The sequence below is a fragment of the Enterobacter quasihormaechei genome, from assembly GCF_004331385.1.
Taxonomy (GTDB): Bacteria; Pseudomonadota; Gammaproteobacteria; order Enterobacterales; family Enterobacteriaceae; genus Enterobacter; species Enterobacter quasihormaechei.
Map to the genome: position 1 here is coordinate 195,791 of NZ_SJON01000002.1, position 22,064 is coordinate 217,854.

A 22,064-nucleotide genomic window follows, 5' to 3' on the forward strand; every position below is an offset into this window, starting at 1 on the left:
ATTATTACGCCATAGCCTGAAGAGAATAAAAAATATCGTTTTATGGTGAGTCTATGCAAAAATGATATGGATAACGCTCAGACACCAGGTGCCCTATGCCCGCCGTTAACCTACGCCATATCGAGATTTTTCATGCGGTGATGACCACCGGCAATCTCACTGAAGCCGCGCAGATGCTGCACACCTCGCAGCCCACGGTCAGCCGCGAGCTGGCGCGCTTTGAGAAGGTGCTGGGGCTGAAGCTGTTTGAACGCGCGCGCGGCAGACTGCATCCGACGGTGCAGGGGTTACGTCTGTTTGAGGAGGTTCAGCGCTCCTGGTACGGCCTGGACAGGATCGTGAGCGCGGCGGAGAGCCTGAGGGAGTTTCGCCAGGGCGAGCTGTCCATCGTCTGCCTGCCGGTCTTTTCCCAGTCATTTCTGCCGGTGCTGCTACAGCCGTTTCTGGCCCGCTATCCGGAAGTCAGCCTGACCATCGTGCCGCAGGAGTCGCCGCTGCTGGAGGAGTGGCTTTCGGCCCAGCGCCACGATTTGGGTCTGACCGAAACCCTCGTGACGCCCGCGGGCACGGAGCGCACGGAGCTGCTCTCGCTGGATGAGGTCTGCGTGTTGCCCGTCGGCCATCCGCTTAGCCACAAAGCGGTGCTGACGCCGGCGGATTTCCACGGCGAAAACTATATCAGCCTGTCGCAGACCGACAGCTACCGGCAGCTTCTGGACGGCCTGTTTGCCGAACATCAGGTGAAGCGGCGGCTGGTGGTGGAAACGCACAGCGCGGCATCGATTTGCGCGATGGTGCGCGCGGGCGTGGGTATTTCGGTGGTGAACCCGCTCACGGCGATGGATTACGCCAGCAGCGGAGTGGTCCTGCGCCGGTTTAGCGTTTCCGTTCCCTTTACCGTGAGCCTGATCCGCCCCCTGCACCGCCCCGCCTCAGCGCTGGTGGATGCGTTCAGTGAACACCTGATTGCGCACACGCGTCAGGTGGCGCTTCGCTTACCTGACCTGCAAAAACCCTTATGACAGCATAAACTCCACCGCATCGGCGGCGTGAAGCGCGGCGGTATCAAATACCGGTATCGGGCTTTGGTCCGCCGGCACCAGCAGGCCAATTTCGGTACAGCCGAAAATTACCCCTTCCGCCCCCTGCTGGGCCAGTTTCTCAATCACGCTGACGTACCAGGCGCGAGAAGATTCGCTGAAGGTACCGAGGCAGAGCTCATCAAAAATAATCTGATTAATGCGTGCCCGGTCAGCCTCCTCCGGGATCAGGCTTTCTATCCCGAACTGACTGCTCAGCCGCCCGCGGTAAAAGTCCTGCTCCATGGTGTATCGCGTCCCCAGCAGCGCCACGCGCGTCATGCCGGAAGAACGTATGGCTCGCCCGGTGGCGTCCGCGATATGTAAAAACGGCAGCGAGCAGCGGTCTTCAATATGCGACGCCACCTTATGCATGGTATTGGTGCACAGCAGAATACCCTGCGCCCCCGCACGCTCCAGCCCAAGCGCGGCATCCGCCAGCATCTGCCCGGCTTTATCCCACTCCCCGCTCGACTGGCAAGCTTCGATTTCATGAAAATCCACGCTGTGCAGCAGCAGGCTGGCCGAATGCAGACCGCCCAGACGCTGTTTGACGCCTTCATTAATCAGGCGGTAGTACGGGATCGTTGATTCCCAGCTCATGCCCCCTAACAGACCGATCGTTTTCATCTTTCCTCCTGTGCGTTTCACCCAGTGAAGCAAACTTGTGATCGCCTTTCCAGTTATTTGGCTAATCGTTTCCTTTTATGCGTGGGTGAGATAAGTTAAATGAAACATTGTTTCATTACATGACAGGGCGAAAATATGTTTATTTTCCATAAAGAGACCACGCTTGACGATCTGGGTAATGGCGTGACGCGTCGTATTCTGGCGCATGACGGCAGGATGATGGCGGTGGAAGTGAATTTTGAGCAAGGGGCGATTGGCCCGATGCATAACCACCCGCATGAGCAGCTCACCTACGTTCTTTCGGGCGAATTTGAATTTACGATTGGGGAAGAGAAGCATGTAGTGACGGCGGGCGACACTCTCTACAAAGCGCCACACGTGATGCACGGCTGCATCTGCCTGAAACCCGGTACGTTGCTGGATACGTTTACGCCGGTACGCGAAGATTTCCTGAAATAAAAAAAAGGCGCTCATTTGAGCGCCTTTTTTGATGTTACTCCGTCACCGGCTCAGGAAGCTGTTCCGGCAGCGGATTGCGGGAGCTCATCGCCTCGCGCAGCAGCACGCTGCCACAGGCAAACAGTCCGCCCAGAACACACGCCAGCAGCACGATCAGGGCTTTGCCCGGACCATCTTTTTTCACCGGCATAGAAGGAGAAAGCTGGTATTTGAATGGCTCCAGGCTCACATCTTCGAACGAGAGTTTTTGCAGCTGTGCCAGATAGTATTCACGGTTCTGGAAATCGGCGTTCAGCTCAGAAACGTCCTTCAGATTTTTTTCAATCTGCAACTTCTGCGCAATCCCGTCCGCGCCGAGCGCAACGGAGTAATCCGGATCGTCTTTCACTGCCTGTCCATTGCTATAGACCGGCTTTTTGATCCCTGCCGCGTTCGCCACTTCCAGCGAGTAGTTGAGGCGTTGCAGGTTGGTATTGTGGATATTGGTCAGACGAACCCGATCCAGCTCCAGCTGCTGTTGAACCGTTTTGGTTCTCAGGATCAGCTGATCGCGGATGTTTTGCATCGTCTCCTGCTCGACGATGCGGGAGATGTACTGAATATACCCGTTCAGCACCTTCTGCGCGTCCTCTGCCGTTGGGGCCGTGAAGCTTAACGTCCAGGAAAGGTACGGTGCTTTATCGGCATTCTTTTCCTGGGTGTTATCAATGGCCTTCATCTTTTCGGCAATATTGACCACCGCGCGGTGCAGCTCCAGCGGGTCAACCTCGGCGCCATCGAGCTGAGCCATCACGTAAGGCGAGCTCTTCATGTACTCTTCAAGCAGGGACTGGGACTGAAACTTTTTGATAAACAGATTAAACACATCCGCACGAGTGATTTTCACATCCACATCAAGCACCTGTAGCGCCACCATCATCTGGCGCAGCGAGCTCCACTGCGTCTGTTCCGCTGGCGTAATGACCGCTTTACTGGTCCACTTTTGCGGTATCAGGAAGGCGATTGCCAGGCCGACCAGTGCAAATGCGAACACAATGGTGACGATGCGTTTTTTTGCTGCCAGCAGGACGTCCAGCAGACCCAGAAGATCTATTTCTTTAGCGCTGACCGCCGGGGGAGCATATTGAGGAAAGTTGAGATCCGTATGTTGTTTGAAATCCATCGCTGACATAACTGTTCTTCTTTTAGGGATGCAGTGAAATTCTGCCTGACTGGTTCCGGTGTAACAAATCATACAAGAATGTAAGAATTATCTGAATGCCGAATTGATACATCTGTAGACCTGCTATCAGATCTGGTAGTTAGCCACGCTGCGTGACTATTGTTATTCCCGTTCCCGATTTTGCCTCTTATCCCCTCGTCAGTGCCCGCGGCGATCGTCCGTGAAAAGTCAAAAATGCCACCTCCCTCACTATATTGAAACAGCGTTTCGACGCCGATCACATTTCCACCATTAAGCGCATGACGCAGAAATAAATCGCAATAATATAAAATAAAACGATGTTTTAGTATCCAAGAACGCCGGTTCAGCTCTTTTAAAACCCAAAGCGTTCCCGGCAATAACGAAAAAGAAAAAACGTTAAAAAACAATCTACTGTTTTGCCACCACCCGACATTGCACCCTGAATTTCATCTCTCATGCCGCGCAGTGCGGGCCTGGGAAAATGTAACAAAGCTGATTCCGTATTAAACCATTGATTGCCAGGTAGGTATGTATGAATGAAAACAAGCTGCTGGGGCTCGCATGGATATCACCCTACATCATCGGGTTGATACTCTTTACGGCATTCCCCTTCGTCTCGTCGTTTTTCCTCAGCTTTACGGATTACGATTTGATGAGCCCGCCGGTGTTTAACGGCATCGAAAACTATCGCTATATGTTTACCGAAGACACGCTCTTCTGGAAATCCATGGGCGTGACCTTTGCCTACGTATTTCTGACCATCCCGTTGAAGCTCGCCTTTGCATTAGGGATTGCCTTTGTCCTGAACTTTAAATTACGCGGCATCGGATTTTTCCGGACGGCCTACTATATTCCGTCGATCCTCGGCAGTTCCGTCGCCATTGCCGTCTTGTGGCGCGCCTTATTTGCGATCGATGGCCTGCTGAACAGCTTTATCGGCGTATTGGGTTTTGACCCGGTGAACTGGCTGGGAGAACCGTCGCTGGCGCTGATGTCCGTTACCCTGCTGCGCGTCTGGCAGTTCGGTTCCGCAATGGTCATCTTCCTGGCCGCGCTGCAAAACGTACCGCAGTCCCAGTACGAAGCGGCGATGATCGACGGCGCGTCTAAATGGCAAATGTTCATGAAAGTGACCGTGCCGCTGATTACGCCGGTGATCTTCTTCAACTTCATCATGCAGACCACGCAGGCGTTCCAGGAATTTACCGGGCCGTACGTGATCACCGGCGGCGGGCCGACCTACTCCACCTACCTGTTCTCGCTCTACATCTACGACACCGCCTTCAAGTACTTCGATATGGGCTACGGGGCGGCGCTGGCGTGGGTGCTATTCCTGGTGGTGGCCGTCTTCGCCGGCATCGCCTTTAAGTCGTCGAAATACTGGGTGTTCTACTCCGCCGATAAAGGGGGCAAAAATGGCTGATATTCAACAACTTTCCACGGCAAGAAGCGTTGCGGAGCGCGAAGTGGCCCGCACGCTGCGCAGAGAGAAAATCAACGCCTACGTTCGCTACGCGATCCTGCTGTTTGTCGGCCTGCTGATGCTTTACCCGCTGGTATGGATGTTTTCGGCGTCGTTCAAACCGAACCACGAGATCTTCACCACCCTGAGCCTGTGGCCCGCCCACGCCACCTGGGATGGCTTCGTCAACGGCTGGAAAACCGGCACCGAGTACACCTTCGGCCATTACATGCTGAACACCTTTAAGTACGTCATTCCGAAGGTGATCCTGACCATTATCTCCTCCACCATCGTGGCGTACGGCTTTGCCCGCTTCGAAATCCCGTGGAAGAAGTTCTGGTTCGCCACGCTCATCACCACCATGCTGCTGCCCAGCACCGTGCTGCTGATCCCGCAGTACCTGATGTTCCGTGAGATGGGCATGCTGAATAGCTACATGCCGCTGTACCTGCCGCTGGCCTTCGCCACGCAGGGGTTCTTTGTTTTCATGCTGATCCAGTTCCTGCGCGGCGTACCACGTGACATGGAAGAGGCGGCGCAAATCGACGGCTGTAACTCGATTCAGGTGCTGTGGTACGTGGTGGTACCGATCCTGAAGCCGGCCATTATCTCCGTCGCCCTGTTCCAGTTTATGTGGTCCATGAACGACTTTATCGGGCCGCTGATTTACGTCTACAGCGTGGATAAATACCCCATCGCACTGGCGCTGAAAATGTCCATCGACGTCACCGAAGGCGCGCCGTGGAACGAAATTCTGGCAATGGCGAGCATCTCCATTCTGCCATCCATCATTGTCTTCTTCCTGGCACAGCGCTACTTCGTACAGGGCGTCACCAGCAGCGGAATTAAAGGTTAAGAGGGAAATACCATGGCTGAAGTCATTTTTAATAAGCTGGAAAAGGTCTACTCCAACGGTTTTAAAGCGGTACACGCTATCGATCTGAAAATCGCCGAAGGGGAATTCATGGTGATCGTCGGGCCATCCGGCTGCGCCAAATCCACTACCCTGCGCATGCTGGCGGGGCTGGAAACCATCAGCGGCGGCGAGGTGCGCATCGGCGACCGGATCGTGAACAACCTCGCGCCGAAGGAGCGCGGTATTGCAATGGTGTTCCAGAACTACGCCCTCTATCCGCACATGACGGTGCGCGAGAATCTGGCCTTTGGCCTCAAGCTGAGCAAGCTGCCGAAAGATCAGATTGAGTCTCAGGTGAATGAAGCCGCCAAAATTCTTGAGCTGGAAGAGCTGCTCGACCGCCTACCGCGCCAGCTTTCCGGCGGCCAGGCGCAGCGCGTAGCGGTAGGCCGTGCGATTGTGAAAAAGCCGGACGTGTTCCTGTTCGATGAGCCGCTTTCAAACCTCGACGCCAAGCTGCGCGCCTCAATGCGCATTCGTATTTCCGACCTGCACAAGCAGCTGAAGAAGTCCGGAAAACCGGCCACCACCGTTTATGTGACCCACGACCAGACCGAAGCGATGACCATGGGCGACCGCATCTGCGTGATGAAGCTCGGTCACATCATGCAGGTGGATACGCCGGACAACCTCTACCACAAGCCGAAGAACATGTTCGTGGCGGGCTTTATCGGCGCGCCGGAGATGAATATTCGCAGGAGCGTGCTGATCGAAAAAGCGGGCCAACTGCACATCGCCATCGGCAATGAAACCATGCCGCTGAACGCGGAGAAGCAGGAGAAAGTCGCCGCTTATGCAGGTCAGGAGATTTTTTACGGCGTGCGCCCGGAGTTTGTCTCGCTTTCAGACGCGCCATTCCCGAACGGCGGCTGTAGCGGGGAGATGGTGCGCGTTGAGAATATGGGCCACGAATTCTTTGTGTACCTGAAAGTCGCGGACTACGAACTGACCGCCAGGATCCCGTCCGATGAAGCCAAGCCAATGATTGATAAGGGGCTTCATCGTAAGGTGTATTTCACGTTTGATATGAACAAATGTCATATTTTTGACGCAAAAACCGAACAGAACCTCTCTCTCTGATGGAGTGATAAAAATGAAAAAAGTGCTTTTAAGCGCAGCAATCTCCGCGACCCTGGGCCTGACCGCTTTGCCATCGATGGCGCAGAATGTGGATTTACGGATGTCCTGGTGGGGCGGCAATGGCCGTCACCAGGTTACCCTGAAAGCGCTGGAAGAGTTCCATAAACAGAACCCGGACATCAACGTGAAGGCGGAATACACCGGCTGGGACGGTCACCTCTCCCGTCTGACCACCCAGATTGCGGGCGGCACCGAGCCGGACGTAATGCAGACGAACTGGAACTGGCTGCCGATCTTCTCCAAAACCGGTGACGGCTTCTACGATCTGAACAAGATGAAGGGCGTGATCGACTTAACCCAGTTCGATCCTAAAGAGCTGCAAACCACCACCGTGGACGGCAAGCTGAACGGCATTCCGATTTCGGTGACGGCGCGCGTATTCTACTTCAATGACGAGACCTGGAAAAAAGCGGGTATTGCCTACCCGAAAACCTGGGACGAGCTGATGGCGGCCGGTAAAACCTTCGAGAGCAAGCTCGGCAAGCAGTATTATCCGGTCATCCTGGAGCACCAGGATACGCTGGCGCTGCTGAACTCGTACATGATCCAGAAGTACAACGTTCCTGCGGTGGATGAGAAAACCAAAAAGTTCAGCTACACGAAAGAACAGTGGGTGGAGTTCTTCCAGACCTACAAAAAGCTGATCGACAGCCACGTCATGCCGGACACCAAATACTATGCCTCGTTCGGTAAGAGCAACATGTATGAGATGAAGCCGTGGATCCAGGGTGAATGGGGCGGCACCTACATGTGGAACTCCACTATTAACAAATATTCCGACAACCTGAAGCCGCCTGCAAAACTGGAGCTGGGCAGCTATCCGATGCTGCCGGGCGCCACCGACGCGGGCCTGTTCTTCAAGCCAGCCCAGATGCTGTCGATCGGTAAATCGACCAAAAACCCGGAAGCAGCGGCGAAGCTGATTAACTTCCTGCTCAACAGCAAAGAGGGGGTCGATACGCTGGGCCTGGAGCGCGGCGTGCCGCTGAGCAAAGTAGCGGTACAGTATCTGACCGAAGACGGCACCATAAAAGAGGACGATCCTTCCGTGGCGGGCCTGCGTCTGGCGCAGTCGCTGCCGGCGAAACTGACCGTCTCGCCATACTTTGACGATCCGCAGATTGTGGCGCAGTTCGGTACCTCTTTGCAGTATATTGACTACGGTCAGAAAACCGTGGAAGAGACGGCCGCCGACTTCCAGCGTCAGGCAGAGCGTATTTTGAGACGTGCGATGCGGTAAACACAAAGCCGGGTAAGCGAAGCGCCACCCGGCAATTACATTACACGCCGATATTACGTAATTTCTCCCCTTTCATCAGCTTGCGTTCAATATGTTCCAGGGTCACGCCTTTGGTTTCCGGGATCAGCCAGAAGGTCACACCGATAAACGCCACGTTCAGTACCGTATAAAGCCAGAAGGTACCTGCCGCGCCAATCGCATCCAGCAGCGTCAGGAAGGTCGCGCCAATGATCATGTTCGACACCCAGTTAGTGGTGGTGGAACAGGTGATCCCAAAGTCGCGGCATTTCAGCGGCTGAATTTCAGAGCACAGGATCCACACCACCGGCGCGGCGCTCATTGCGTAACCCGCGATGCACATCATAGTCATGCCCACGGAGAGCCAGGAGAGGCCGCTTGACGCCGTGCCGTTATCAAACTGCATCAGGCAGTAGCCGAGGATCAGGGTGCCGAGCGCCATCACGCTAAAGCCAATTTTCAGCGCCGGTTTGCGTCCGGCTTTATCGACGGTGAACACCGCGATAAAGGTCGCGAACATAAAGGTCAGCCCTACCACCAGCGTGGCGATCATCTGCTGTTCGGTCGTGGTAAAACCGGCCATTTTGAAGATGCGCGGGGCGTAATACATGATGATGTTCATCCCCGTAAACTGCTGCATCGCCTGCAACAGCATGCCGAGGAACACCGCGCGGCGCACGTTGCGGTTAGCCTTAAAGAGGGACCAGCCGCCCTGCTTCAGCTTCAGGCTTTCGCGGATTTCGTTTAGCTCTTCACGGGCTTTTTCAGACGTGTCGCGCAGCATGCGCAGCACCTCTTCCGCCTCCACGTGGCGTCCTTTTTGCGCCAGCCAGCGCGGGCTGTTCGGCAGGAAAATGACTAACACAATCAGCAGCAACGCGGGCAGCGCCAGCACGCCAAGCATTGCCCGCCAGTTACCGCTGTAGCTGAAGTACGTATCCGACAGAAACGCCAGCACGATACCGAGCGTCACCATCAGCTGGTACATGCTGATCATCTTCCCGCGCACGTTTTCGCTCGCCATTTCCGAGAGATAAAGCGGCGCGGTGTAGGAGGCAATACCCACCGCGACGCCCAGCAGCACGCGGGACAGCAGCAGCACTTCAACGTTGGTGGCAAACGCCGAGCCAATGGAGCCGGCAACGAACAGGATCGCCCCAACCATCAGGCTGTATTTACGCCCGAGACGGAACGACAGCCAGCCGTTAAAGAGCGCGCCGATGGCCGCGCCCAGCATCATGCTGCTCACCACCCACTCTTGCAGGCGATTACTTAACGTAAAGTGATCGGTAATAAAGGGCAGCGCGCCGGCGATAACGCCAATATCCAGGCCAAACAATAAACCGGCGACGGCAGCCGCAACAGAAACAAACTGGTTCATGCGTCGGGTATCGCGCAACGCAGCGGGCATAAGGGTAGAGTCATTTATAGATGTCATAGTTTCCTGCCTCAACAGCGAAATTCGTTAAGTGAAATTACGAGATACCGGAAGAAAGTGTCAGGTCGGAACTGGTGAAGATATGGATTTTTTCGCTACGACATACCGATCTGTGATGGACATTACAATTTCAAATCAGGGCGATTTATCCTTATTTTTTATTAATTAGTTAATATCTAAGCAATAAATGTGTGATACCCGTCATCCATTCCTTTTCAGTATGGATTTTTCATCTTTAAGGATATGGATAAAGGCAATTTTGGCGTAAAAAAAACCTCCGCCCGAGGGCAGAGGTTCTTTATTCAGGATGAATTAACGTGCCAGCCAGCCGCCGTCGACGGCAACGGTGTAGCCGTTAATGTAATCCGATGCCGGGGACGCCAGGAACACAACCGGCCCCATCAGATCGCTTGGCAGACCCCAGCGACCCGCTGGAATACGCTCCAGGATTGCCGCGCTGCGCTCTTCATCCGCACGCAGCTGCTGGGTATTGTTGGTGGCCATGTAGCCCGGCGCAATCGCGTTGACGTTGATGTTGTGCTGCGCCCACTCGTTTGCCAGCAGACGGGTCACGCCCATCACCGCGCTCTTCGATGCGGTGTAAGACGGCACGCGGATGCCGCCCTGGAAGGAGAGCATAGACGCGATATTGATGATTTTGCCGCCTTTACCCTGCGCGATAAAGTGCTTCGCCGCCGCCTGGGACATAAAGAACACGCTCTTGATGTTCAGGTTCATGACGTCGTCCCAGTCCGTTTCGCTGAAGTTAATCGCGTCTTCACGACGGATCAGGCCCGCGTTGTTAACCAGAATATCGATATGACCAAACTCCGCCACCGCGCGATCCAGCAGCTCAGGGATCCCGTCGATTTTGCGCAGGTCAGCGGTCAGGCTCAGGAAACGACGGCCCAGCGCGGTGACGCGCTCGATGGTTTCCGTTGGCTCAACGATGTTAATCCCGACGATATCACAGCCCGCTTCCGCCAGGCCTAACGCCATACCCTGCCCAAGCCCGGTATCACAACCGGAGACGACAGCCACTTTACCTTGCAGAGAAAATGCATCCAGAATCATGTTTGTTCCTTAATCGTTCAGCGCCTGTCACCAACAGGCAGATTTATGCTTAACTGCCTGCGGCTAGCGCAGATCCTTAACAGCGACGTGGTCCATATCATCGAAGACCTGGTTTTCACCGACCATACCCCAGATGAAGGTATAGGCTTTCGTCCCCACGCCAGAGTGGATAGACCAGCTCGGCGAAATAACCGCCTGCTCGTTATGCATAACGATATGGCGCGTCTCCTGCGGCTGTCCCATCATGTGGAACACGCAGGCATCTTCATCCATGTTGAAATAGAAGTAGACTTCCATGCGGCGCTCGTGGGTATGGCACGGCATGGTGTTCCAGAGGTTGCCCGGCGCAAGCTCGGTCAGCCCCATGCTCAACTGGCAGGTTTCCAGCACGTCCGGAACGAAGTATTTGTTGATGGTGCGACGGTTGCTGGTGAGGTTATCGCCAAGGGTCACCGGGGAAACGTCCGCAGGCGTCACTTTTTTGGTTGGGTAGTGGGTGTGTGCCGGGGCGCAGTTGTAGTAGAACTTCGCCGGTTTGCTGGCGTCGACGCTGGCAAAGACCACTTCTTTTGCGCCTTTACCGACGTACAGCGCGTCGCGGTGGCCGATCTCGTAGCACTGGCCATCGACGGTAATGGTGCCCGCCCCGCCGATGTTAATCACGCCCAGCTCGCGGCGTTCAAGGAAGTAGCTCACGCCCAGCTGTTTACCCACTTCACCGCCCACGGAGACGGTGTTCGCCACCGGCATAATCCCGCCCACAATAATGCGGTCAATATGGCTGTAGACCATGGTGTACTTATCGGCTTCGAACACCTGCTCAACTAAAAACTCACCGCGCAGCCCCTGGGTATCCAGCGTTTTTGCGTGCGCGCTGTGGATGCTTTGTCTGACTTCCACATCAACCTCCAGAATGGATCGTGCCCGAAGGCAAAGATAATTAACGAAACAACGTTCCGTTTTCGTGATGAGCACATATTATCCCCTGCCACAGTGATTTTCAATTGCATTTAAAACATCGTTTCATTTTTTCTGCATGTTTATGCCGGAAATGGTGTTTCGATCACGATAAATCTATCAGGACGGTCTTCTTATCCATGAAACTGATAAATTGCGCTGTCAGTCACACATAATGAAACATTGTTTTGATAATTTAACACCCAGTTTTCAACCCACAATACGCGTTCAAAGGAGTGCATTATGGCTAAAGGTATGCGGGTCAAGCTGAACTACGAGGTCAGCCGCGATCCGGATACAGGCGTGGAAGTCACCCGCCTGACCCCACCGGAAGTAACCTGTCATCGCAACTACTTTTACCAGAAGTGCTTCTTTAACGATGGCAGCCATCTGCTGTTCGCCGGGGAGTTCGACGGTCACTGGAACTATTACCTGCTGGACCTGAAAAACGCCGAAGCGGTGCAGTTAACTGAAGGTGCGGGGGATAACACCTTTGGCGGCTTCCTCTCCCCGGACGATAAATCCTTCTACTATGTGAAGAACGATCGCACCCTGCTGGAGGTGGATTTACAGACGCTGGCGGAGCGTGAAGTGTACCGCGTCCCGGAAGAGTGGGTCGGCTACGGTACCTGGGTTGCGAACAGCGACTGCACCAGGCTGGTGGGCATTGAAATTGCAAAACGAGACTGGACCCCGCTCAACGACTGGAAAATTTTTCACGATTTTTTCCACAAAGGGCCGCACTGCCGCCTGCTGCGCGTTGATCTTAAAACGGGTGAAAGCACCACCATTCATGACGAGAAGATTTGGCTGGGGCATCCCATTTATCGTCCGTTCGATGACAATACCGTGGCCTTCTGTCATGAAGGGCCGCACGACCTGGTTGATGCCCGCATGTGGCTGGTCAACGAGGACGGCAGCAACGTGCGGAAAGTGAAAACGCACGCGGAAGGTGAAAGCTGTACGCATGAATTTTGGGTGCCGGACGGCTCCGCGCTGATCTACGTCTCTTATCTGAAGGGCCAGCAGGGCCGCACCATCTCCCGCTTCAACCCGGACACCGGCATTAATGAAGCGGTAATGAACATGCCCGCCTGCTCGCACCTGATGAGCAATTTTGACGGCACCCTGCTCGTCGGCGACGGTTCCGGCACGCCTGTCGATGTGAAAGACACCGGCGGCTACACCATTGATAACGATCCTTATCTGTATGCCTTTGACGTGGCGAAGAAAGCGTTTTTCCGCATCGCCCGTCACGACACCTCCTGGGCTACGGTGGCGAACAGCCGCCAGGTAACCCACCCGCATCCGTCCTTTACGCCGGACGAAAAAGCGGTGCTGTACAGTTCCGATAAAGACGGCAAACCGGCCCTCTATATCGCGAAACTCCCCGAGCAACCTGAAATGTTGCATGCCTGACTTGAGTAAGTGTTTCTGTAACTGGCCTTGCCCTCCGATTCGGAGGGCTTTTTTTTGCGAAGAAGGTGGATTATCAGAGTTGTAGGCCGGGTAAGCGTAAGCGCCACCCGGCGGTTTTTAGCGAAGAGGGTGGATTATCAGAAGGAATACGCCACGCCTGCACGGAAGCGGGTCTGTCGTTCGTCGGTCTCTTTAACCCCCACGTTACCCACCTCAACATACGGCGCCCAGTTTTTATCCCATTTATAGGCCAGCTTGGCGTTATATTCGTTGGAATAATCTTTATTGTTATTTCGGGCCATCCCTTCAGCGCTTTTCGCGTAAACATAATTCAGCTCGGTACGCCAGTCACCTAATACCCAACCGACCCACGCATCACCACGGTTAACTTTATCATCGTCCTTATTTGAGCTTGACGGGTAGCGGGTATATTCGTAACGGTAACGCGCGGCGACGTAGAAGCCATTATCGAAGCTATATTGCACATGCAGATTCGGTTTATAAATGGTGCGGCTGTCTGTACTTTCAATCGTAAACGCAGGGGTCAGGGCGATATTGTCCGTCGCTTTCCAGCGCCAGCTAATCTGATCTTCATGACCGTTCCCCACCACGTCGGCAAAAGGCTGATCCGCCTTGTCACCGCCGGATTTCCACTTCGCTTCAACGGAAAAACCGAAGCCATTATCAAAGCGATGCGAGACGGCAACACGGTCGGCATTCGAGCCGCTGTCGATATATTCGTGACGCAGATCGACGGTCACAGCGTGGGCCGAAAACGTGCTGGTAATAAGAGAGGCAAGGACCAGAGATTTTCTAAACATGAATAAACCCTCATTTAAAATATTGTTTCTTTTTTATGAAACTTGAGTTTATTTTTTATGCACCGTTATTTTAGTGACAAAGATCGAAATTATTTGTTTCATTTTTTTTGGCAAAGATCGACGTGAACCCCATCAACAAAAAAAGCGTATTACGCGTAAATTCCAGGAGTGAGATCACACTAAGCACTTCGCAATGCGAATAATTAACCGCGCAATGAATATTGCGAGCTTAAGAAAGAACGCAAATGTGTTAAAAAAAGATTCAGCGGGATAAAAAAAACCTCCCGTAGGGAGGCTTGTTGTGTGCAGAGAGGGAAATTACCGTTCAATAGCCAGCGCCACCCCTTGCCCTCCGCCAATGCAGAGCGTTGCAATTCCTTTTCGGGCGTTACGCTTTTTCATTTCGTGGACTAAAGACACCAGAATACGGCAGCCAGAAGCGCCAATGGGATGACCCAGCGCGATCGCCCCGCCGTTAACGTTGACCCGCAGCGGATCCCATTCCAGCATTTTCCCGACCGAGATTGCCTGTGCAGCAAAGGCTTCGTTGACTTCAATCAGATCCACGTCGCTCAGCTGCCAGCCCGCCCGCTCCAGACAGCGGCGCGTGGCATAGACCGGCGCAATCCCCATTAACGCCGGATCAACGCCCACGCTGGCAAACGCCTTGATGCGCGCCAGCACCGGCAGATCCAGCTCCTGGGCTTTGCTTTCACTCATCATCATCACCGCCGCCGCACCGTCGTTGATGGAAGAGGCGTTGCCTGCCGTCACAGAACCCAGCGTTTCGAAGGCGGGATCGAGTTTTGCCAGCCCTTCCGCGCTGGCATCGGTGCGCGGCTGCTCGTCGGTATCCACGATGAGCGCTTCGCCGTTCTGGCGCAGGGTGCTGACCGGTACAATTTCATCGCGAAAGCGCCCGGAATCGATCGCCGCGCGCGCTTTTTGCTGCGAGCTGAGGGCATACGCATCCTGAAGCTCGCGGCTGATCCCGTATTCCCGCGCCAGGTTCTCCGCCGTCACGCCCATATGGTAATCGTTAAAGGCGTCCCACAGCCCGTCGTGAACCAGGCTGTCGAGCAGCTGGCTGTTTCCGAGCTGCGCGCCGGTCCGGCTGTCGGTCAGCACGTGCGGAGCGCGGCTCATGTTCTCCTGCCCGCCGGCAATGACCACATCCGCTTCACCGCACTGGATGGCCTGTGTCGCAAGATGGAGCGCCTTCAGACCTGATCCACAGACGTCGTTGATGGTGATCGCCGAAACGGTGTTAGGCAGGCCGCCCTTCAGCGCCGCCTGACGCGCAGGGTTTTGTCCCGCGCCCGCGGTCAGCACCTGGCCCAGGATCACCTCATCAATTTCATGTGCGGCAATCCCGCTGCGTTCTACCAGCGCTTTTACCACCACGCTGCCAAGATCAACCGCAGAGTGACGCGCAAGCGCTCCCTGAAAACAGCCGATAGCCGTACGTAACGCACCCACTATAACGACATCTTTCATCACGACCTCTGTGCAAAATGACATGACGATAGTAGAGGATTGTTATCAACAATTGACGCAAATGTTTAAAATTAGTGAGTTTAGTCACAGGATTAGCGTGCGTCCTGCAAGTACTGGCGCAGCCAGCTTCCGGCGACGCCGGGCGGTGTTCGTTTGTTCCATAACAGATCGATAGCAATCGACCTCGGCCAGCCCGGCACGTTCAGCTGAACCAGCGATTTCGATGCGGCAAATTCATCCACCAGCGCGCAGGGCAATGCGCACCAGCCAAAGCCCTGTACCGCCATGCTCAACAGTAACAGGTAATTCGGCGCGGACCAGACCGGCCCGCGCGCAAGGGTGGCTTCCCGTTCGAGATAGGTACTCAGCCGCAGCTCGCGCCAGCCGTGCAGCTCGTCCGCCTGCGTCTCATGCTGCGCTGCCAGCGGATGTCCGGCAGAGACGTAGATAGCCATCCGCGTTTGCACGGGCAGACGGGTCGCGCCAATATCGGTCGGGTAGCTGTCGCGCGCTTCCGTGAGGCCAATTTGCGCCCTCTCCTTTTGCAGCAGGTCAATCACGTCTTCCTCTTCCCCAATCAGACACTCGAATTCCGTATGCGGAAAACGCCGGTCGAACTGGCTCATCATCTCTTCCAGCACGGCCGGGTTGAGCGTATCGGAGAGAACAAAGGTAAAACGCGCCTCCGTTTGCGCCGTTAAGGATACGGCCAGCTCGTCGAGGCGCGCGCTGGCGGCGAGGATCGACTGGACATAGCCCAGCACCTGTTCACCCTGGGCGGTTAACACCGGGTGACGCGCCGAACGGTCGAACAGCTCAAACCCCAGGTCAGCTTCAAGGTTGGCGATGGAGGTGCTGATGGTGGACTGGCTTTTGCGCAGCCGTCGGGCCGCAGCGGAAAACGAACCAGCGGCGACGGTTTCAACAAACGCGGTCAGGGCTTCGGGAGAATAACGCATGATGTATCTACTTTATCGATGGATACCATCTTTTATATATCACCTTAAGCGATAACAATAGGCGCCATTCACGCCCCTGCTGGCGAATTCATGAGGTAACTATGCAACATCAGGATGCACTCCAACGTAAATTGCCGGAGCGGATCTTCCACGCCGTCTGTTTTGAAGGCATTGCTACGGCGATCCTCGCCCCGACGGCCGCGTGGCTCATGCAGCGCTCGGTGCTGGAAATGGGTGGGCTCACCATTATTCTGGCGACCACGGCAATGCTCTGGAACATTATCTACAACTTTGGCTTCGACCGTTTCTGGCCCGTACAGCGGGTGAAGCGCACGGCGAAAGTGCGCGCCCTGCATGCGCTGGGTTTTGAATGCGGCTTTATCGTGATTGGCGTAACCATCGTTGCCGCCGTGCTGGGAGTGACGCTGCTTCAGGCATTCACGCTGGAAATAGGTTTCTTCCTGTTCTTCCTGCCGTACACCATGCTCTACAACTGGGCGTACGACACTCTGCGGGAGAAAATCATCAAGCGCCGCCAGCAGCGACGCGCGCTGGCAAGCGAATGATCCTCGGGCCGGAGGCGTTCTCCGGCCCTTCACCTGCGAAGCAACGGCGACCTCAACGCATAATTATGGTAAATTGCACTCCTTTTTGTTCGTTTTATAGTTGATACGTTGCTCTAATGTCGAAAATTTGGTCAAAAGAAGAGACTCTCTGGAGTTTCGCCCTCTACGGCACTGCCGTGGGCGCAGGAACCCTGTTCTTGCCCATTCAGCTCGGCTCTGCTGGCGCGATTGTCCTGCTGATCACCGCCCTTGTGGCGTATCCCTTAACCTACTGGCCGCACAAGGCGCTGGCGCAGTTCATCCTGTCATCGAAAACGAAAGGCAGCGAAGGGATCACCGGTGCCGTGACCCACTACTACGGTAAAAAGATCGGCAACCTGATCACCACGCTCTATTTTGTGGCCTTCTTTGTGGTGGTGCTGATTTACGCGGTGGCGATAACCAACTCGCTCACTGAGCAGCTGGCGAAACGGATGACGGTGGATACCGGCGTGCGGATGCTGGTGAGCTTTGGCGTGGTGCTGATCCTGAACCTCATCTTCCTGATGGGGCGGCACATTACCATTAAGGTGATGGGATTCCTGGTCTTCCCGCTGATTGCCTATTTCCTGTTTGTCTCGCTGTACCTGACGGGCAGCTGGCAGCCGTCGCTGCTGACCAGCCAGATGGCCGTCGATCGGCACACGCTGCATCAGGTGTGGATTTCCATACCGGTGATGGTTTTCGCCTTTAGCCATACCCCGATTATCTCGACGTTTGCCGTAGACCGTCGCGAGAAATACGGTGAAGAGGCCATGGGTAAATGCAAAAAAATCATGAAAGTGGCGTACCTGATCATCTGCCTTAGCGTGCTGTTCTTTGTCTTCAGCTGCCTGCTTTCGATTCCACCGTCCTATATCGTGGCGGCAAAAGAGGAAGGGGTGACAATCCTGTCCGCGCTGTCGATGATGCCTTCTTCCCCGGCATGGCTGGGCATTTCCGGCATTATCGTGGCGATTATTGCGATGTCGAAATCGTTCCTCGGCACCTATTTTGGCGTGATTGAAGGGGCAACGGAGATTGTGAGGTCGTCGCTGAATCAGGTGGGGGTTAAGAAAAGCCGCGCCTTTAACCGCGCTATTTCCATTCTTGGCGTGTCGTTGATTACCTTTGCGGTCTGCTGCATCAATCCGAACGCGATCTCGATGATTTACGCCATCAGCGGTCCGCTTATCGCCATGATCTTGTTCATCATGCCGACGCTGTCGACGTACCTGATCCCGTCGCTAAAACCGTACCGCTCCTTCGGCAACCTGCTGACGCTGATTGTTGGCGTGCTGTGCGTGTCGGTGATGTTTGTCGGTTGAGTGCGTAGTTTTTCCGTTCACCTTACGGTTAGTTGTTAATTTTAACCCCTCAACCTGTGAACGGGATAAGGGGGCCACCGCGGCCCCCTTATCAATCCCCGCGGCCCCGCGGAAAATCGGTGCTTCGCACTGCGCTCACCTCACGACAGTCTGCCTGCGGTCGGCTCAACTCGACATCCTGTCTCGATTCGCCTCTGGTCGCCATCCATGGCGCCCAGCCCTTGTCATCCTGTCTCCGGCTCGCCGATTTTAGCGGGGACTCAACACCCGTGCCCCATTCAGGCAGTGAAGAAGCTGGAGGAGGCATTTGTCCGGCTGAAAATCGCCGAATCGTTTCCTGGAGGCCGGGGCGACGCGCATGGATGCGCGTCGAGGGCGGCTTTACATGGACGTTACCTCCGCCCGTCCCCGATAAGCCGTAAGGAATAAGATGAGGGCACCGCGAAGCGGCGATTTTCCTGCCGGGAGCCGGGATTGTTAAGGGGGCAGCGGTAGCCCCCTTAACACGTTCACCGCAGCGGGCGTTTCAGATAGCAAAGATGCTGTAGTGAACGGAACAATTCTACTGCTATACCAAAGAGCATCTTAGCCAGAAAATCACGCCCGAATATCGTCATACTCCCGCGTGTTATCAAATTCATGCTTCGCAAACGGGCACAGCGGGATAATTTTACGGCTCTCGCCGCGCATCTTCTCCACCACTTTTGCCACCAGCTGCTTACCCACACCCTGCCCTTTCAGGCTCGGATCCACATCGGTGTGCTCGATAATACTCAAATGCTCGCCGGTCGGGACAAAGACGATCTCCGCCACCTGATTGCCTTCGGCGTCGTTGACGTAAAACTTGTTATGGCCTTCAAGAATATCCATGGTTCCTCGCTTATTTTTGGCGGTACTTCAGCGCACCGCTCGGGCAGGTATCAATTACGCGTACGACAGTTTCTGCATCCACTTCATCCGGTGCGATCCACGGTTTACGCTTCAGGTCGAACAGCGCCGCGCTGCCGCGCACGCAGTTGCCCGAGTGTTTGCAGATCCCGGTGTTGAAGTAGACATCGATTTTCTCACCGGTGTAGGCCCGGTATCCCGCATCCAGTAGCTCCTGATCCATGACATTGCCTCTGTAATTATTGTGGTGACAAATGCAGCATACCCTCACCCGTTCCGGCTGACCACGTCAAAAACGACGATCGGACACGTTGTTTTCGGCTCGTTATTTCGCTCCTCACTTAAGACTATTCCGAATAAAAAGACGCTGGTCAGCAAGATATATTTTTGCGCTACGTCAATTCTTGTAATAATTCTCGCCGCGTTCACATTAAGATTATTAGCTAAGCGGAATCCTAACGAGCCAAGTTATTACCCTCTAAGCAATGGATTTACTTCCGATTTTCAAAAGCCATAACGAAGCGGTATTTTCCTCGCCCCTCTGGAAATAGCGCAAAACAACCCAGACAGGAAATTTGACTCTTCTCACATAACGACTAATGTTAATTCCTGAACGACAACTGATACGAATTACTTATCGTATCTCCTGACATAAACGCAACATGAGGGTTGATATATGGCAGAGCAACATCGTGGTGGTTCCGGTAATTTCGCTGAAGACCGTGAGAAAGCATCAGAAGCTGGACGTAAAGGCGGCCAGCACAGCGGCGGTAATTTCAAAAACGATCCGCAACGCGCATCTGAAGCGGGTAAGAAAGGGGGACAGAACAGTCACGGCGGAGGCCGTAAATCTGATAACTCCTGATCTTATTTAAAGCTCTTATAAATATACCGAGAGCATGCTGCGGGCCCGTCGGCTCGCAGTACCTTCCCTTTATTTCACTGGAGCGAATATATGAATATGAAAAGTGTTGAAGATGTATTTATACACCTGTTATCCGACACCTACAGCGCTGAGAAGCAGCTGACCCGCGCGCTAAGCAAATTAGCCCGCGCCGCATCCAGCGAGAAGCTGAGCGCCGCGTTCACGGCTCACCTCGAAGAAACGCAGGCACAGATCGAACGTATCGATCAGATTATTGAGCAGGAATCTGGCCTCAAGCTGAAGCGCATGAAATGCGTTGCGATGGAAGGCTTAATTGAAGAAGCCAACGAAGTGATTGAGAGCACAGAGAAAAATGAAGTTCGTGATGCCGCCTTAATTGCCGCTGCGCAGAAAGTCGAGCACTACGAAATTGCCAGCTACGGCACCCTGGCCACCCTGGCAGAACAATTAGGCTATAAAAAAGCCGTTAAACTTCTTGCCGAAACGCTGGAAGAAGAAAAAGAAACCGATCTCAAATTAACCGATCTGGCTGTCGGCAATATTAATCAAAAAGCCCAGAAAGGATAAATACTAATTTGATGAGCATCAGCACCAAAAATTAACCAGAATATAAACTACCAGGAGTTAATTATGAATCATGTAGAACACTACCATGATTGGCTACGCGATGCCCATGCGATGGAAAAGCAAGCCGAATCAATGCTGGAATCAATGGCCAGCCGTATCGATAATTATCCCGACTTACGTGCACGAATTGAACAACACGTTAATGAGACTAAACATCAAATTACCGTGCTGGAAGAAATTCTCGACCGCAACGATATTTCCCGTTCGGTCATCAAAGACTCTATGAGCAAAATGGCGGCACTCGGCCAGTCCATTGGCGGCATGTTCCCTTCCGATGAAATTGTTAAAGGCTCTATCAGCGGCTACGTTTTTGAGCAGTTTGAAATTGCCTGCTACACCTCCCTGCTGGCTGCGGCCAGGAAAGCGGGCGATACCGCCTCCATTCCTGCCATTGAGTCCATTCTGGAAGAAGAGCGCCAGATGGCGGACTGGCTGATTCAACATATCCCTCAGACGACGGAACAGTTCCTGCTGCGTTCCGACGCGGACGGCGTTGAAGCGAAAAAATAACGGAAGAGGGAGAACCTATGTTTCGACACGTAAAACAGCTGCAATACACGGTCCGCGTAGCCGAACCGAATCCGGGCCTGGCCAACCTGCTGCTTGAGCAGTTTGGCGGGCCACAGGGCGAACTTGCCGCGGCATGTCGTTACTTTACGCAGGGACTGAGCGACGACGATCCTGGTCGTAAAGATATGCTGATGGATATCGCGACCGAGGAGTTAAGCCACCTGGAAATTATCGGCACCCTGGTGGGTATGCTGAATAAGGGTGCGAAAGGTGAGCTGGCGGAAGGCGTTGAAAATGAAGCGGAGCTGTACCGGTCCATGACCGAGAACGGCAACGACAGTCATATCACCTCCCTGCTCTACGGTGGCGGCACGCCGCTGACCAACTCCGCGGGCGTGCCCTGGACGGCAGCCTATGTAGATACCATTGGCGAACCCACAGCCGACCTGCGCTCTAACATAGCGGCAGAGGCGCGCGCCAAGATTATCTACGAGCGGTTGATTAACGTAACGGACGATCCGGGTGTTAAAGATGCGCTGGCGTTTCTAATGACGCGTGAGGCAGCGCACCAGCTCTCGTTTGAGAAGGCACTCCAGTCGATCCGTAACAATTTCCCACCGGGTAAACTGCCGCCGATCGAAGAGTACACCAACAAGTACTACAATATGTCTGAGGGGGGAGAAGTTCGCGGCAGCTGGAACAGCGATAAGCACTTCGACTACGTGGAATCTCCTCAGCCAGCGGTCGATGGTGGTGACGGTGGCGCAAGCGTGACGCTCACAACAGAGCAGGCCACGCTGGTCAAAGCGATGTGCGCGCGCACGAAATCCGATCCTGATGCCGATCCGCTTACCGGCGCCGAGCTTGGTGCGGGTAAGAAAAAACCGTAACCGGTTTTGCCAGGCCGCCTGAGGCTGCCTGGCAATACCATGTGCGCTATCAGTTCCAG

The 22,064-nt window shown here is 54.4% G+C and carries 23 protein-coding genes; 13 read left to right on the forward strand and 10 right to left on the reverse strand.

The genetic code is table 11. The features are described 5' to 3' along the window. Positions 1–95 precede the first annotated feature (95 nt). Positions 96–1,022, forward strand: coding sequence for a LysR family transcriptional regulator (locus E0L16_RS03510; RefSeq protein WP_131636336.1), 927 nt, complete (start codon positions 96–98; stop codon positions 1,020–1,022). On the opposite strand, the gene E0L16_RS03515 is transcribed toward E0L16_RS03510, so the two are convergent. Beyond that, a complete protein-coding gene (locus tag E0L16_RS03515; protein WP_131636337.1) occupies positions 1,017–1,709 on the reverse strand; it encodes an aspartate/glutamate racemase in 693 nt (230 codons plus the stop codon). The genes E0L16_RS03510 and E0L16_RS03515 overlap by 6 nt on opposite strands. 135 nt (positions 1,710–1,844) lie before the next feature. On the opposite strand from E0L16_RS03515, the gene E0L16_RS03520 reads away from it, so the two are divergent. Continuing rightward, positions 1,845–2,168 carry a cupin domain-containing protein gene (locus E0L16_RS03520; RefSeq protein ID WP_063869249.1) on the forward strand — a complete coding sequence of 108 codons (324 nt, stop codon included), beginning with the start codon at positions 1,845–1,847 and terminating at the stop codon, positions 2,166–2,168. Between the two features lie 34 nt (positions 2,169–2,202). Here E0L16_RS03520 and wzz(fepE) read toward each other — a convergent pair whose 3' ends face one another. Continuing rightward, complete coding sequence (wzz(fepE), locus tag E0L16_RS03525; protein ID WP_064909881.1) at positions 2,203–3,339, reverse strand: LPS O-antigen length regulator Wzz(fepE); 1,137 nt, start codon at positions 3,337–3,339, stop codon at positions 2,203–2,205. Positions 3,340–3,883: 544 nt separating this feature from the next. On the opposite strand from wzz(fepE), the gene E0L16_RS03535 reads away from it, so the two are divergent. From E0L16_RS03535 to E0L16_RS03550, 4 genes are read left to right on the forward strand one after another with little or no spacing between them, the layout of a single operon-like run. Beyond that, positions 3,884–4,774 (forward strand): carbohydrate ABC transporter permease, encoded by an 891-nt coding sequence (locus E0L16_RS03535; protein ID WP_063451951.1) that lies wholly within the window; start codon positions 3,884–3,886, stop codon positions 4,772–4,774. Then, positions 4,767–5,669 carry a carbohydrate ABC transporter permease gene (locus tag E0L16_RS03540; RefSeq protein ID WP_131636339.1) on the forward strand — a complete coding sequence of 301 codons (903 nt, stop codon included), beginning with the start codon at positions 4,767–4,769 and terminating at the stop codon, positions 5,667–5,669. Before E0L16_RS03535 ends, E0L16_RS03540 begins: the two co-directional genes overlap by 8 nt. 12 nt (positions 5,670–5,681) lie before the next feature. Further along, the gene (locus tag E0L16_RS03545; RefSeq protein ID WP_063451953.1) at positions 5,682–6,809 is read left to right on the forward strand and encodes an ABC transporter ATP-binding protein; all 1,128 of its coding nucleotides are present in this window, start codon (positions 5,682–5,684) and stop codon (positions 6,807–6,809) included. 13 nt (positions 6,810–6,822) lie between these two features. Next, positions 6,823–8,109 (forward strand): ABC transporter substrate-binding protein, encoded by a 1,287-nt coding sequence (locus tag E0L16_RS03550; RefSeq protein WP_131636340.1) that lies wholly within the window; start codon positions 6,823–6,825, stop codon positions 8,107–8,109. A gap of 40 nt (positions 8,110–8,149) precedes the next feature. Here E0L16_RS03550 and araE read toward each other — a convergent pair whose 3' ends face one another. The 3 genes from araE to kduI form a co-directional block, all read right to left on the reverse strand. Next, a complete protein-coding gene (gene araE / locus E0L16_RS03555; RefSeq protein WP_063869238.1) occupies positions 8,150–9,565 on the reverse strand; it encodes an arabinose-proton symporter AraE in 1,416 nt (471 codons plus the stop codon). A 312-nt stretch (positions 9,566–9,877) separates the two neighbouring features. After that, positions 9,878–10,639 (reverse strand): 2-dehydro-3-deoxy-D-gluconate 5-dehydrogenase KduD, encoded by a 762-nt coding sequence (gene kduD, locus E0L16_RS03560; protein ID WP_063451956.1) that lies wholly within the window; start codon positions 10,637–10,639, stop codon positions 9,878–9,880. A 63-nt stretch (positions 10,640–10,702) separates the two neighbouring features. Then, positions 10,703–11,539, reverse strand: coding sequence for a 5-dehydro-4-deoxy-D-glucuronate isomerase (kduI, locus tag E0L16_RS03565; RefSeq protein WP_063869236.1), 837 nt, complete (start codon positions 11,537–11,539; stop codon positions 10,703–10,705). A 300-nt stretch (positions 11,540–11,839) separates the two neighbouring features. On the opposite strand from kduI, the gene E0L16_RS03570 reads away from it, so the two are divergent. Beyond that, positions 11,840–13,015: an oligogalacturonate lyase family protein gene (locus tag E0L16_RS03570; RefSeq protein WP_063451958.1), complete on the forward strand. Its 1,176-nt coding sequence runs from the start codon at positions 11,840–11,842 to the stop codon at positions 13,013–13,015. A 137-nt stretch (positions 13,016–13,152) separates the two neighbouring features. On the opposite strand, the gene E0L16_RS03575 is transcribed toward E0L16_RS03570, so the two are convergent. The 3 genes from E0L16_RS03575 to E0L16_RS03585 form a co-directional block, all read right to left on the reverse strand. Then, entirely contained in the window at positions 13,153–13,836 is a 684-nt protein-coding gene (locus E0L16_RS03575) for an oligogalacturonate-specific porin KdgM family protein (RefSeq protein WP_131636341.1), read from the reverse strand. A gap of 318 nt (positions 13,837–14,154) precedes the next feature. Further along, positions 14,155–15,333, reverse strand: coding sequence for an acetyl-CoA C-acetyltransferase (locus E0L16_RS03580; protein ID WP_063869230.1), 1,179 nt, complete (start codon positions 15,331–15,333; stop codon positions 14,155–14,157). Positions 15,334–15,425: 92 nt separating this feature from the next. Then, positions 15,426–16,292, reverse strand: coding sequence for a LysR family transcriptional regulator (locus tag E0L16_RS03585; protein ID WP_063869227.1), 867 nt, complete (start codon positions 16,290–16,292; stop codon positions 15,426–15,428). Between the two features lie 101 nt (positions 16,293–16,393). On the opposite strand from E0L16_RS03585, the gene E0L16_RS03590 reads away from it, so the two are divergent. Both E0L16_RS03590 and E0L16_RS03595 read left to right on the forward strand, forming a co-directional pair. Next, on the forward strand, positions 16,394–16,858 hold the full coding sequence (locus tag E0L16_RS03590; RefSeq protein ID WP_063869225.1) for a multidrug/biocide efflux PACE transporter: 465 nt from the start codon (positions 16,394–16,396) through the stop codon (positions 16,856–16,858). 116 nt (positions 16,859–16,974) lie between these two features. Further along, complete coding sequence (locus E0L16_RS03595) at positions 16,975–18,204, forward strand: amino acid permease (RefSeq protein WP_131636342.1); 1,230 nt, start codon at positions 16,975–16,977, stop codon at positions 18,202–18,204. A 597-nt stretch (positions 18,205–18,801) separates the two neighbouring features. Here E0L16_RS03595 and E0L16_RS03600 read toward each other — a convergent pair. Together E0L16_RS03600 and yjdI are read right to left on the reverse strand one after the other, a co-directional pair. Further along, positions 18,802–19,074, reverse strand: a complete 273-nt coding sequence (locus E0L16_RS03600) for a GNAT family N-acetyltransferase (protein ID WP_063451963.1) — start codon at positions 19,072–19,074, stop codon at positions 18,802–18,804. A gap of 10 nt (positions 19,075–19,084) precedes the next feature. Beyond that, positions 19,085–19,315, reverse strand: a complete 231-nt coding sequence (yjdI, locus tag E0L16_RS03605) for a 4Fe-4S mono-cluster protein YjdI (RefSeq protein ID WP_003862849.1) — start codon at positions 19,313–19,315, stop codon at positions 19,085–19,087. Between the two features lie 453 nt (positions 19,316–19,768). Between yjdI and E0L16_RS03610 the strand changes: the two genes are divergently transcribed. The 4 genes from E0L16_RS03610 (at position 19,769) to E0L16_RS03625 (ending at position 22,005) form a co-directional block, all read left to right on the forward strand. Then, the gene (locus E0L16_RS03610) at positions 19,769–19,957 is read left to right on the forward strand and encodes a con-10 family general stress protein (RefSeq protein WP_022651794.1); all 189 of its coding nucleotides are present in this window, start codon (positions 19,769–19,771) and stop codon (positions 19,955–19,957) included. Positions 19,958–20,047: 90 nt separating this feature from the next. Next, complete coding sequence (locus E0L16_RS03615; RefSeq protein WP_131636343.1) at positions 20,048–20,545, forward strand: YciE/YciF ferroxidase family protein; 498 nt, start codon at positions 20,048–20,050, stop codon at positions 20,543–20,545. Positions 20,546–20,608: 63 nt separating this feature from the next. Beyond that, positions 20,609–21,115 (forward strand): ferritin-like domain-containing protein, encoded by a 507-nt coding sequence (locus E0L16_RS03620; protein ID WP_107533669.1) that lies wholly within the window; start codon positions 20,609–20,611, stop codon positions 21,113–21,115. 17 nt (positions 21,116–21,132) lie between these two features. Further along, positions 21,133–22,005, forward strand: coding sequence for a manganese catalase family protein (locus tag E0L16_RS03625; RefSeq protein WP_063869221.1), 873 nt, complete (start codon positions 21,133–21,135; stop codon positions 22,003–22,005). The last annotated feature ends 59 nt before the right edge of the window (positions 22,006–22,064 follow it).